We start from the raw sequence: 11,972 nt of genomic DNA, 5'->3' as shown, positions 1-11,972 counted from the left end.
ATGCGGCGTTGACCCGCCCGATGGTGCGGGAGGACACCTTACCCCTGGATTTCTCCGGGACCTTGCTGGCGGACCCAAGGGATCAGGCGTTCGGACTGCAGCCTGGCGAAGAGGTCCTTGAAGGCATCTTCGGTGCGGCGGTATCCGGTGAAGCCTGCCAGGCGGCTCTTGCTCATGTCGGTGAGAACCTCGATGTTCCGGCCCAGATCGGCGTCGGTGTGCCACCAGGTTGCCAGCCGGGCGAGGTTCGGTTCAGCCAGGCCGTGGCGGGCGGCCAGCTTTTCCCACGCCTCGTCCATGTCCGCCATCTGCTCTTCGAGGGGGCGCGGCTTGGTGTCGAATCCGACCGGTTCCACGCCGAAATGCTCCGCCAGGCGCGGCCACAGGGAACGCCAGCGGAACACATCGCCGTTGACCACGTTGAACGCTTCGTTGGCGGTGTTCGGGGCGGTTGCGGCCCACAGCATGTGCTCGGCCAGCAGGCCGGCATCGGTCATGTCGGTTACCGAATTCCACTGGGTTTCCGAGCCCGGGAAAACAAACGGCAGCCCGAGTTCGCGGCACAGCGTCGCCTGCGCAGCCAGCGTCTGGCCCATGTTCATGGCGTTGCCGACGGCGAAGCCAATGACGGTGTGTGCCCGGTGCACGGACCAGGCGAAACCCTGCCGCTGCGCGGCCGCCATCAGCTCGTCTTCCTGGGCGTAATAGAAGTTGTCCACCGGAAGCCGAGGTTCATCCTCGGAGAACGGAGTGTCCGGCATGGGACCTTCGCCGTAGGCCTCGAAGGGGCCCATGTAGTGCTTGAGTCCGGTCATCAGGGCCACGTGTTCCAGCGGTGCGTGCTCCAGCGCCGTGAGGAGATTGCGCACCATGGCGGAGTTGACCGCAATGTTCTCCACTTCGGTTTCCTGGCGGGACCAGGAGGTGAAGAAGACATGCGTCGGACTCTTGTCTGCCAGCGCGGCAGTGAGGCTTTCGGCGCTGGTCAGGTCCGCGGCAACGGGTACGACGCCGGGACGCGCCGGATCGGGGGCGCCTCCCTTGCGTGACAGTGCCAGGACGGTCCAGCCCTGGTTGACAAGCAGGTCAACGATGGCGGCGCCGGCAATTCCGGTCGCTCCGGCCACCAGTGCAGTAGGGACAGCGCCGTTAGGCCGGGGCGCGGGGGTTTCTCGAAGCATGGTTCTCCTGAAGACTTGGGGGTAGTGCTTAGAGGCGACAACCGGGCACCGCCCGGGGAAATTCCTGACGCCGGAGCCCAATGCCCCTAGGCTGGGCCCATGGCACTCATCTATCACGCAGAATTGCACCCGGACAAAATGGAACTTCTTGCCTCCTGGCTGCCCACGCGGTCGTGGTTTCCCCGCGTGGGGCAGCTGCCCATAGAGCGCGTCGGCTCGTTCCGCTTCGATGACCCGGACGGCGAGGTGGGTATTGAGACCCACCTTGTCGCCGTCGGGGCCGATGTGGTGCAGGTTCCGCTCACCTACCGCGGAGCTCCGCTGGAAGGTGCTGAGAAACACCTGATTACCACCATGGAACATTCGGTGCTGGGCACACGGTGGGTCTACGACGCCTGCGGGGATCCCGCCTACGCTCAGGCGCTGACGGCGTCGATCCTTTCCGGACAGGGCCAGGCGCCGCAGTATTTTGAGAACGGCGGCGTCCGGGAAGACATTCCGGAGTCCGTCAGCGTGGTTGCCAGTGGGCTGCCGGGCGGCGAAGAGCTCGCCGAAGGCCCGCAGCCGGGTCCGGCCGATCTGACTGTGGCGCGCATCCGGGCCGGGGACTGGGACCTGTCCGTGGTGCGGGTGCTGGAGCTTGGGGGAGAGGCAGTGGCCGATCCGTCCCTGACCGCCACCTGGCCAGGGCAGGACGTTCCTGTCCTGCTGGCTTGGGCTATGCCGGCTCAGTAACGAAGCGGGGCCCGACCAGCCTCCCGGCGGGTCGGGCCCACGTCCAGCGGGTATCCGCCGTGCTTAGCCGATGAAGGAGTTCATGAAGCGGAAGAAGATTGAGGCGGCAGTGGCCACCCACAGGAGAGCCACAATGACCCAGGCCCATTCTGAAAGGAACTTCACCAGGCCTGCCGGGGCAGGAATAACGCCGTGGGCAAGATTGCGCACGGTAGTGAAGACGAAGAGCGGAATCATGGCGGCCCACACAACAATGCAGTAAATGCAGAGTACGTAAATGTCGAACAGTGCCTGGCTCCACAGCCACACGACAAACACCATGCCCAGCGTCACCCCGGCCTGCATACCGAGCCAGTACCAGCGGGCGTACCTGGCTCCGGCCAGCATTCCCATGGCGGACGTGATGATCACTGCGAAGGCCACGATGCCGATCAGCGGATTGGGGAATCCGAAGATGGCCGCCTGCCAGGTTTTGAAGACGGTGCCGCAGGAAACCCAGGGATTGATGTCGCAGCTGGTGATGTAATTGGCGTCGGCAAAGACACGCAGCCGTTCCAGGACGAGGACGCCCGAGGCCAGCCAGCCGACGACTCCGGTCACGAGCATGATCCACGCAAAACCGCGCTCCGCACCCTGCTGCTCCGGGGCCCGGCGGATGGCTTGCTGATGGGCTGCGCTGGAAGGCACGAAGAACTCCTTTTGGCTGGTGGCGATACGGAATGAGTCTATGCGTTGTTGCGGGCCAAAAAGACGGCCGTGTGAGATAATGGCTTTGGCTGATGGCGGAACCACATTCCGGCACCGGTCCAGCGACAGGCTTCCGGTTCTGTCGGTGACGCTTCCCAAGCAGTTCGCCCATCAATCCGGATGGGAACCAGGGAATCCGCCGATAAGACCTACCCGCAGCGGCAACGTCGTGAACGTGCCGCGAGTAGCAGGAAAAGCGCCGCTGGTCTTCGAGTGATACCGCGCCCTACAGATGGCGCGACCTCGGATGACATCCAGACGACTTCCGGCTGGCGGCAGCAACTGATGCGCCGCACAGCCGACACATTGCCCGCTGGGCATTGGAATGTGGCCAGTGCCGCAGGGGCCGGAGCGAAGTTTTTTATGAGTGATGCACTGAATAATGACCTAGCAGCAAATGAAAGCAGCATCGAATCCGCACCTGCGGCAGATGCGTCCCAGGTTAAGGAACCGGCAAAACGTGCCACCCGCAGCCGCCGCAAGTCGGTGGCTGCTTCTGCACCCGCTGCCGATGAGGCAGCCAAGGAAAGTGCCAAGGATAGTCCGGTAGCCGCGGATTCTGCGGATACTGCGGCGGCCGAACCTGCCGCCGAGAAGCCCAAGCGCGTGCGGGCCCCGCGCCGCAAGACGGTTCCGGCAGGGGAAGCCCCCGCCGCTGCTGCTGAAGTCACTGCAGAGCCGGCAGCCGAAAAGACCGGCACCGTTGAGACCGCTGCGGGAACTGAGCCTGCCGCCGCAGAGGCCGCGCCTGCTGTCGAAGCGCCCGTTAAAGCCGTGCGTCGTCGTCGTGCCCCCGCCAAGAAGCCGGTGACTGAGACCGCAGCGGCGGATGTTCCGGCTGCTGAATCCGCGCCGGCCGCTGAATCTGCTCCGTCCGAGGAAACCCCGGCCGGCGCTCCCGAGGTCAAGGCAGCACCCAAGACCCGTGCCCGCCGCCGCCCCGCAAAGGCTGCCGAAACACCGGTGGAATCCGCCGGGGGTGCGCCGGCCGACGTGCCTGCCGCCGACGCCGCAGCGGATGACACGGTTGCCTCCGCTGCCGCCGCGCAGACCCTGTCTCGCGAGGGGACCGCGGCCGCTGAAGCAGCCCCGGCCGGAACGGTGGAGCAGCAGGAAGCGAAAGCCGAAGAAGAGGATGCTCCCTCCAGCCTGAATCCGTTCGCGATTCCGGCGCTGCCCCTGTTCCATGCACCGGACCTGAGTGTTGTCCGTCCGGTCCCGGCGCACGCCGCCGAGGAGAGTGCCGAAGCCGATGAGGATTCCGAGGATAACCGCAGCCGCCGCCGCAGCCGGCGCGGACGCAGCCGTACCCGCAGTGAATCTTCCCAAGCCGCTGCAACTGAGGGTGAATCCGAAACCGGGGCTTCCCCGGAAGAGGCAGCCGCCGCCCCGGACGCCGCTGAAGGTGTCACCTCCCGCCGTCGCCGCCGGCGCCGCCGCGGGGACGCTGATCTTGAGCTCACCGGCGGGACCGACGATGATCCGCCCAACACGGTAACCCGGGTCCGGGCACCGCGCGCCCACGCCGATGCTCCTGTTTCCGACCGGGTGACCAGCGTCAAGGGTTCCACCCGCCTCGAAGCCAAGAAGCAGCGCCGCCGCGAGTCCCGCGAGTCGGGCCGCCGCCGCCACGTAATTACCGAGGCGGAGTTCCTGGCCCGCCGCGAGTCCGTTGACCGGCAGATGATTGTCCGCCAGCGCGACGAACGGATCCAGATCGGCGTCCTCGAAGACGGCGTCCTCGCCGAGCACTTTGTCTCCAACACGCAGCAGGACTCCCTGATCGGCAACGTCTACGTCGGCAAGGTCCAGAACGTGCTGCCCAGCATGGAAGCCGCCTTCGTGGACATTGGACGCGGCCGCAACGCCGTGCTGTACGCCGGTGAAGTCAACTGGGACGCCGCCGGCTTGGATGGCCAGCCGCGCCGCATTGAGCTCGCGCTGAAGTCCGGCGACTCCGTCCTGGTCCAGGTCACCAAGGACCCGGTGGGCCACAAGGGCGCCCGCCTGACCAGCCAGATCTCCCTGCCTGGCCGCTACCTCGTGTACGTGCCGGGCGGCTCGATGACGGGCATATCCCGCAAGCTGCCCGACGTTGAACGCAACCGGCTGAAGAAGATCCTCAAGGACCACCTCCCCCAGGATGCCGGCGTCATTGTGCGCACGGCCGCTGAAGGCGCGTCCGAAGAGGAGCTGATGAATGACATCAACCGGCTCCGCGCGCAGTGGGAGAACATCGAAGCCAAGGCCAAGTCCACCAAGACCCTGGCACCTGAGCTCCTGTACGGTGAGCCGGACCTGACCATCAAGGTGGTCCGCGACGTCTTCAACGAAGACTTCTCCAAGCTGATCGTTTCGGGCGAGGAAGCCTGGGACACCATCGAGGCCTACGTCACCTACGTGGCACCGGACCTGGTGGGCCGGCTGGAGAAATGGACCAAGGACGAAGACATCTTCGCCGCCAGCCGCATTGACGAGCAGATCGCCAAGGCGCTGGACCGCAAGGTGTTCCTTCCTTCGGGCGGCTCCCTGGTGATCGACCGCACCGAAGCCATGACCGTGGTGGACGTCAACACCGGCAAGTTCACCGGCACCGGCGGCAACCTCGAAGAAACCGTCACCAAGAACAACCTGGAAGCGGCCGAGGAAGTTGTCCGGCAGCTGCGCCTGCGCGATATCGGCGGCATCATTGTCATCGACTTCATTGACATGGTCCTTGAAGCCAACCGGGACCTGGTCCTGCGCCGGCTCGTGGAGTGCCTGGGCCGGGACCGGACCAAGCATCAGGTTGCTGAGGTAACCTCCCTTGGGCTGGTCCAGATGACCCGCAAGCGCATGGGCACCGGCCTGCTCGAAGTCTTCGGTGAAGAGTGCGAGGCATGTGCCGGCCGCGGTGTCATCACGCACGACATTCCCGTGGAGCACCGCCGCAGCACCAGCTACAACGGCAACCCCGCAAACAGCGTGGTGGCTCATGCGGTGTCCGAGGACAACCACCAGCAGCACCTGAAGCAGGAGAAGCAGTCCCGCGGGGACCGCAAGCGCAACCGCAGCCGCGGCTCCGGCGCTCCGCAGCAGCACAACGCTGCAGCGCCGGCCGAGGAGCCGGCCAAGACGGTGGAATCCGGTCAGAGCGAAGCCGAGCGCCAGGCCAAGGCCAAGGCCGAGGCCGCCCGCGCCGCCCTGGCTACGATCGCTGCCGCCACCGCTGCAGCCCATGACACCGTCGAGTCGGGGGAGAAGGCCGCAGACCGGAATCGCCCGGAACAACCCGGGTCGGAGCCGGCGGCCGCGTCCGCCGACGCCGGGGTCCCCGAGTCTGTTGCCGGCGCCGTCCTGAACATTCAGGGCGAGACCGTGGTGGTTCCGCGCCGGGACCGGCGCCAGCCGGCCCGGGAAGAGTCCCGGTTCACCCTTGAAAGCCTCACTGAGGCCTTCAATGAGGTAGCTGCGGCGGCGGCACCGGAGGAAAACCGCGAGGCGGAGGAGAAGCCTGCACAGGATACGCCGGCACGGCCGCCGCGCCGGTCCCGCCGAAGCAGTGCTGCCGCGCGGAACGTTCAGGCTCCCGCCGCCGCTGAAATGCCCGCCCGGGCGCCAGCTGCCGCTCCGGCCCGGACAGAGGCGCCGGAGTCATCTGCTGCACCGGTTGCAGTTTCAGCGCCCGTGCGGACTCCGCGCCGTCGTCGTGCTGCCGGCAGCCCCCAGGGTGCCTCAGGGGCGGACGCCATCCAGACCGGCGACACAGCATCCGCTGTGCCTGCCGCTCCGGTGGCTGTGCGCCGCACCGTTGCTCCCGCCGCGGTCCAGAAGCAGGAAAAGCGCCGCGAGAGCGGTAGCAGCGCGCCGGTGATCCTGGGCGTTGGTGTCCCTGCTTCGGAACTCTAAGAAGCTGAGCGGCGCTCTGAACTGAACAGCGCAACGGAGGCGGCCATCCCCATCAAAGGGGGTGGCCGCCTCCTTCTTTGCCCGGGGGACACGGTGCAGCGCGAAATGCTATAAAGTAGAACGAGAGCAGTGACGTCCGAAGAGGCGGCGCGCCTGGAAGCCCAGCATTTGCGGGTTATCGGTTGCGTAGCGTAACCTTGAACTTCGGTGCGAACGCCTTCGAAACCGTTTTCGGTACAGGGCGTGACTGCATGGCGCAAGGCGGGCAATTTGAGCCCAGCCAAATGCGCATCCAAGTATTAACGTCGAGAGAAGTGAGTTCCCAAGTGGTGTACGCGATTGTCCGCGCTGGCGGCCGCCAAGAAAAGGTTTCCGTTGGAGACCTCGTAACCCTGGACCGCGTCCCCGGTGGAGCCGGCAGCACATTTGAGCTGCCCGCCCTGCTATTGGTTGATGGCGACCAGGTCACCTCTTCCGCACAGGACCTGGCCAAGGTCACCGTGACGGCAGAGATCGTTGAGAATTTTCGGGGTCCGAAGATTGTCATCCAGAAGTTCAAGAACAAGACCGGCTACAAGAAGCGTCAGGGCTACCGCTCCTCGCTGACCAAGGTCAAGGTTACGTCCATCAACTCCTGATTCTCGTGCCGGCTCCACCAGGAGCCGGGAACGCGGGAAGCATCCCGCCCCTGAGTTTCATAATCAGTTAGCAAAGGCAGGCAGTAGAAAATGGCACATAAGAAAGGTGCGAGTTCCACTCGCAACGGTCGCGACTCCAACGCCCAGTACCTCGGCGTAAAGCGTTTCGGCGGCCAGGTTGTTAAGGCAGGCGAAATCATCGTCCGCCAGCGTGGCACCCACTTCCACCCGGGCGAGGGCGTTGGCCGCGGAGGCGACGACACACTGTTCGCCCTCGAAGCAGGCGCAGTTGAATTCGGCAGCCGTCGCGGCCGCCGCGTCGTGAACATCGTGGCTGCTGCAGCCGCCGAGTAATCACCGGCAATTAGCTTTTCCGACGGGGCGGGCCTGATGGCCCGCCCCGTCGTCTTTTAAGCCAAGTAGAATTGGCATGATCAAGTAGTTCCTTTGAAGGAGAACCATGGCCAGCTTTGTAGACCGCGTAGTGCTGCATGTTTCGGGCGGTACAGGCGGCCATGGTTGCGTGTCCGTCAAGCGTGAAAAGTTCAAGCCCCTGGGCGGACCCGACGGCGGCAACGGCGGCGACGGCGGCGACGTCATCCTGCGCGTTGACTCCAGCTCCACCACCCTGCTCGACTACCACCACCTCCCGCACCGCCACGCCACCAACGGCGGCAACGGCATGGGCGACTGGCGCAACGGCAAGACCGGCGAGACCCTCATCCTGCCCGTTCCGGACGGCACCGTCGTCAAGAACAAGGACGGCGAAGTCCTCGCCGACCTCGTGGGTGAAGGCGCCGAGTACATTGCCGCCGCCGGCGGCCAGGGCGGGCTGGGCAACTCCTCTTTGTCCTCCCAGAAGCGCAAGGCTCCGGGTTTCGCACTGCTGGGTGTGCCCGGTGACGAGCGGGACATCGTCCTTGAACTGAAGTCCATTGCCGACATCGCGCTGGTGGGCTTCCCGTCGGCCGGCAAGTCCTCGCTGATCGCCGCCATGTCCGCGGCCCGGCCGAAGATTGCCGACTACCCCTTCACCACCCTGGTGCCGAACCTGGGCGTGGTGCAGGCCGGCGACGTCCGCTTCACCGTGGCCGACGTTCCGGGCCTCATCGAGGGCGCCTCCGAAGGCAAGGGCCTGGGCCACAACTTCCTGCGCCATGTTGAACGCTGCGCCGCGCTGGTGCACGTCCTGGACTGTGCCGCGCTGGAAACGGACCGCGATCCGCTGGGCGACCTGGACATCATCGAAAAAGAGCTCGAGAAGTACGCCGTGGACATGAGCTTCGCCGGCACCGACGGCGACGTCGTTCCGCTGAACGAGCGCCCTCGGCTTGTCGCCCTGAACAAGGTGGACGTCCCCGACGGCCGCGACATGGCCGAATTCGTGCGCCCGGAACTGGAGAAGCGCGGCTACCGCGTCTTCGAAGTCTCGGCCTCCAGCCACGAGGGCCTCAAGGCCCTGGGCTACGCCATGGCAGAAATTGTCCGTGACGCCCGTGCCTCCGTTGAAAGCGCGCCGCCCCGGGTCAAGACCCCCACGCTGCGGGTCCGGAACGCCGACGCCAAGGGCGGCTTCACCATCCGCAAGGAAGAGCGCAATCTGCAACCGCTCTTCCGTGTCCTGGGTGACAAGCCGGTTCGCTGGGTGCAGCAGACCGACTTCACCAACGACGAGGCAGTGGGCTACCTGGCCGACCGCCTGGCCAAGCTCGGCGTGGAAGACAAGCTCTTCAAGGCCGGTGCCAAGCCCGGCGATGCCGTGGTGATCGGCGAGGGCGACGGCGTCGTCTTCGACTGGGAACCGACCATGATCGGCGGCGCCGAACTGCTGGCAGCCTCCCCGCGCGGATCTGACATCCGCATCGAGGAGTTCTCCCGTCCCACCCGCGAGGAAAAGAAGGAAGACCACCAGGCACGCCGGGATGCACGGGCGGCGGCGCGGGCCGAGCTCGAAGCCGAGCGCAAAGCCGGCATCTGGACCGAATCGGTGAACTATAAGCACAATCCGCCGGCAGCTCCCAAAGACGGCGAATAGCGGCTTCACACTGCCCGGTTGGGCGCAGGATATGCATAAAGTGGTGGGGACATGACTGAACACACAGCATCCCCGACCTCTGTTCCTGCGCCCAAACGGGCGCTTCGCTCCCGCTCCGGGCTCGCCCGGGCTCAGCGCATCGTCGTCAAGGTGGGCTCGTCTTCCCTCACCACCGTTGCCGGCGGCATTTCCGATGAAGCCCTCACCGCGTTGGCGGATGTCCTGGCGGTCCGGCGGGCAGCGGGCACCGAAATCATCCTGGTGTCCTCCGGCGCCATCTCCGCCGGACTGGCGCCGCTGGGACTGGCCAAGCGCCCCACGCAGCTGTCCTCCCAGCAGGCTGCTGCCTCCGTGGGACAGGGACTGCTGATGGCCCGTTACACGGAAGCCTTCGGACGCCACGGCGTCACCGTCAGCCAGGTCCTCCTCACCGTTGAGGACCTGATGCGACGCACCACCCACGCCAACGCCAACCGCGCCATGGAACGGCTGCTGAACTTCGGCGTCGTGCCCATCGTGAATGAAAATGACACCGTCGCCAGCCACGAAATCCGTTTTGGCGACAATGACCGTCTGGCTGCCCTTGTTGCCCACCTCGTGAAAGCCGACGCGCTGATCCTGCTCTCCGACGTCGATGCGCTCTATGACGGGCCGCCCTCCGAAGGCGCCGTGCGCATACCGCAGGTCACCGGCATGCAGGACCTGGAAGACGTCCGGATCGGCAAGGTCGGCAAAGCCGGTGTGGGCACCGGCGGGATGGCCACCAAAGTGGAAGCCGCCACCATCTCGGCCCAGTCAGGCATTCCCGCGCTGGTGACGTCCACGGCCAATGCCGCAGCTGCCCTGGCAGGCGAGGACGTGGGCACCTGGTTTGTGGGCCGCGGCCGCCGCCAGCCGGTCCGGCTGCTCTGGCTGGCGCACGTAGCCCGGATCCAGGGCACGCTGGTGGTGGACGACGGCGCCGCCAAGGCTGTTGCGGACCGCCGCCGGTCGCTGCTGGCGGCGGGCATCACCGCCGTGACGGGACACTTCGAGCCGGGCGATCCGGTGGCCATTTCCGACCCGGCCGGAAACGTTATTGCCCACGGCCTGACCAACTACGCGTCCGATGAGCTGCCGCAGATGCTTGGACGGTCCACCCGTGAACTGTCCAAGGAACTGGGGCGCAGCTTCGAACGCGCCGTGGTGCACGTGAATGACCTGGTCATCCTGCAGGACCACAAATCCGGGGGAGCGCCTCCCGGACCGCCTCCCGGACCGCCGTCCGGTGCGTCCGCGGCGCCCGGATCCGCCGTTGCCAGCCCCGAGTCCGCCAATACACTGGGAGGATGAGCACCGTGAATGCACATTCCGACACCGTCGAAGATGTAACAGCCGAAAGCGAACAGGCCGGATCCGGAACACCGGAGGAATCCGGTTCCCGAACTGCAGCCGAAGACGTCGAGGCAGGCGTCCACGCAGCGGCCGACCGGGCCCGAATTGCGGCCCGGCGCCTGGCCCGGGCGAACCGCGCCTGGAAGGACCTTGGCCTGCAGGAGATCAGCAGGAACATTGTTGCCAAACGGGACCTGGTGCTGGCTGCCAACGCGAAAGACGTTGCCGCCGGGAAGGAAAAGGGAACCTCCGAGGCACTCCTGGACCGGCTGACCCTGACGCCGGAACGGATTGACGGCCTGGCGGCCGCCCTGCAGATGCTGGCCGGCCTGCCGGACCCGGTGGGCTCGGTGGCGCGCGGGCAGACCCTGCCCAACGGGCTGCGGCTGCGCCAAGTGCACGTTCCCATGGGGGTGGTGGCAGCCATCTACGAAGCCCGCCCCAACGTGACCGTGGATATTGCCGGGCTGGCACTGAAGAGCGGCAACGCCGTCCTGCTCCGCGGCGGCAGCGCGGCGGAAAACACCAACGCCGTGCTCGTGGATATTATCCGCGACTCCCTGGAGGCCGTCGGGCTCCCGGCGGACGCCGTGCAGAGCGTCGACGCGTACGGGCGGGCCGGCGCCAATGTCCTGATGAAGGCGCGCGGAAAAGTTGATGTGCTGATTCCGCGCGGGGGACGCGACCTCATCCAGACCGTGGTCGCCAACGCTGCCGTGCCGGTGATCGAAACAGGGGAGGGCAACGTCCACATCTATTTGGACCACAGCGCCCCGGTGGAGATGGCCGTGGACATCCTGCTCAACGCCAAGACCCAGCGGCCCAGCGTCTGCAACACGGTGGAAACCCTCCTCGTGCACCGCGATGCGGCTGCCGCCGGGGACGTCCTGGCGGCACTGGCTGCGGCTGGCGTACGGCTCCATGCCGATGAAAGGGTTCGGGCGATGCTGCCGACCGGTGTCGATGCGCAGCCGGCTGTCGATGACGACTGGGGCCGTGAGTACATGGACCTGGACCTCGCAGTGGCCATGGTTGATGACATGGATGAAGCGCTGGCCCACATCCGCCGCTGGACCACCGGCCACACGGAGGCGATTATCACCAATGACCTTGCCAATGCCGAACGCTTCATCGCGGAGATCGACTCCGCGGCGGTGATCGTCAATGCCTCCACCCGCTTCACCGACGGCGGGGAACTTGGGCTGGGCGCCGAAGTGGGCATCTCCACGCAGAAGATGCATGCCCGCGGCCCGATGGGGCTGCGGGAACTGACCACCACCAAATGGATCGTCCAGGGCGACGGCCAAATCCGGATCTGAAGCGCAGCCGCAGCGGGTCCGGCGTGCGCGCATTGCGCCCCGGACCCCGCCGGGT

At 66.2% G+C, this 11,972-nt stretch carries 9 protein-coding genes; 7 read left to right on the top strand and 2 right to left on the bottom strand.

Features of this window, described 5'->3' with window-relative positions:
• Positions 1-38: 38 nt before the first annotated feature.
• Positions 39-1,181, bottom strand: a complete 1,143-nt coding sequence (locus CXQ89_RS11520) for an SDR family oxidoreductase (protein WP_104161303.1) — start codon at positions 1,179-1,181, stop codon at positions 39-41.
• 99 nt (positions 1,182-1,280) lie between these two features.
• Here CXQ89_RS11520 and CXQ89_RS11515 point away from each other — a divergent pair, with 99 nt between their 5' ends.
• Positions 1,281-1,916, top strand: coding sequence for a hypothetical protein (locus tag CXQ89_RS11515; protein WP_104053915.1), 636 nt, complete (start codon positions 1,281-1,283; stop codon positions 1,914-1,916).
• Positions 1,917-1,979: 63 nt separating this feature from the next.
• Here the strand turns inward: CXQ89_RS11515 and CXQ89_RS11510 are convergent, their stop codons facing one another.
• Complete coding sequence (locus tag CXQ89_RS11510; protein ID WP_104054787.1) at positions 1,980-2,522, bottom strand: vitamin K epoxide reductase family protein; 543 nt, start codon at positions 2,520-2,522, stop codon at positions 1,980-1,982.
• 504 nt (positions 2,523-3,026) lie between these two features.
• On the opposite strand from CXQ89_RS11510, the gene CXQ89_RS11505 reads away from it, so the two are divergent.
• From CXQ89_RS11505 to CXQ89_RS11480, 6 genes are all read left to right on the top strand, one after another.
• The gene (locus CXQ89_RS11505; RefSeq protein WP_104161302.1) at positions 3,027-6,551 is read left to right on the top strand and encodes an Rne/Rng family ribonuclease; all 3,525 of its coding nucleotides are present in this window, start codon (positions 3,027-3,029) and stop codon (positions 6,549-6,551) included.
• A 326-nt stretch (positions 6,552-6,877) separates the two neighbouring features.
• Positions 6,878-7,189, top strand: a complete 312-nt coding sequence (gene rplU, locus CXQ89_RS11500; RefSeq protein WP_104053917.1) for a 50S ribosomal protein L21 — start codon at positions 6,878-6,880, stop codon at positions 7,187-7,189.
• A 90-nt stretch (positions 7,190-7,279) separates the two neighbouring features.
• A complete protein-coding gene (gene rpmA, locus CXQ89_RS11495) occupies positions 7,280-7,543 on the top strand; it encodes a 50S ribosomal protein L27 (protein ID WP_104053918.1) in 264 nt (87 codons plus the stop codon).
• Positions 7,544-7,649: 106 nt separating this feature from the next.
• Positions 7,650-9,224 carry a GTPase ObgE gene (obgE, locus tag CXQ89_RS11490; RefSeq protein ID WP_104161301.1) on the top strand — a complete coding sequence of 525 codons (1,575 nt, stop codon included), beginning with the start codon at positions 7,650-7,652 and terminating at the stop codon, positions 9,222-9,224.
• A 51-nt stretch (positions 9,225-9,275) separates the two neighbouring features.
• The gene (proB, locus tag CXQ89_RS11485; RefSeq protein ID WP_104161300.1) at positions 9,276-10,556 is read left to right on the top strand and encodes a glutamate 5-kinase; all 1,281 of its coding nucleotides are present in this window, start codon (positions 9,276-9,278) and stop codon (positions 10,554-10,556) included.
• Positions 10,553-11,917 carry a glutamate-5-semialdehyde dehydrogenase gene (locus tag CXQ89_RS11480; protein ID WP_104053921.1) on the top strand — a complete coding sequence of 455 codons (1,365 nt, stop codon included), beginning with the start codon at positions 10,553-10,555 and terminating at the stop codon, positions 11,915-11,917. The genes proB and CXQ89_RS11480 overlap by 4 nt, the downstream gene beginning before the upstream one ends.
• Positions 11,918-11,972 lie beyond the last annotated feature (55 nt).

Source organism: Arthrobacter sp. ZGTC212 (genome assembly GCF_002929255.1).
Taxonomy (GTDB): Bacteria; Actinomycetota; Actinomycetes; order Actinomycetales; family Micrococcaceae; genus Arthrobacter_B; species Arthrobacter_B sunyaminii.
The sequence above is the reverse complement of the archived record's forward strand: the minus strand, read 5'-3'. Positions and strand labels throughout refer to the sequence as shown.

Excerpts from the sequence above, each read along its gene's own strand:
- proB (WP_104161300.1), top strand. The coding sequence starts at position 9,276 with ATGACTGAACACACAGCATCCCCGACCTCTGTTCCTGCGCCCAAACGG.
- rpmA (WP_104053918.1), top strand. The coding sequence starts at position 7,280 with ATGGCACATAAGAAAGGTGCGAGTTCCACTCGCAACGGTCGCGACTCC.
- CXQ89_RS11520 (WP_104161303.1), bottom strand. The coding sequence starts at position 1,181 with ATGCTTCGAGAAACCCCCGCGCCCCGGCCTAACGGCGCTGTCCCTACT.
- CXQ89_RS11515 (WP_104053915.1), top strand. The coding sequence starts at position 1,281 with ATGGCACTCATCTATCACGCAGAATTGCACCCGGACAAAATGGAACTT.
- CXQ89_RS11505 (WP_104161302.1), top strand. The coding sequence starts at position 3,027 with ATGAGTGATGCACTGAATAATGACCTAGCAGCAAATGAAAGCAGCATC.
- CXQ89_RS11510 (WP_104054787.1), bottom strand. The coding sequence starts at position 2,522 with ATGCTCGTGACCGGAGTCGTCGGCTGGCTGGCCTCGGGCGTCCTCGTC.
- CXQ89_RS11480 (WP_104053921.1), top strand. The coding sequence starts at position 10,553 with ATGAGCACCGTGAATGCACATTCCGACACCGTCGAAGATGTAACAGCC.
- obgE (WP_104161301.1), top strand. The coding sequence starts at position 7,650 with ATGGCCAGCTTTGTAGACCGCGTAGTGCTGCATGTTTCGGGCGGTACA.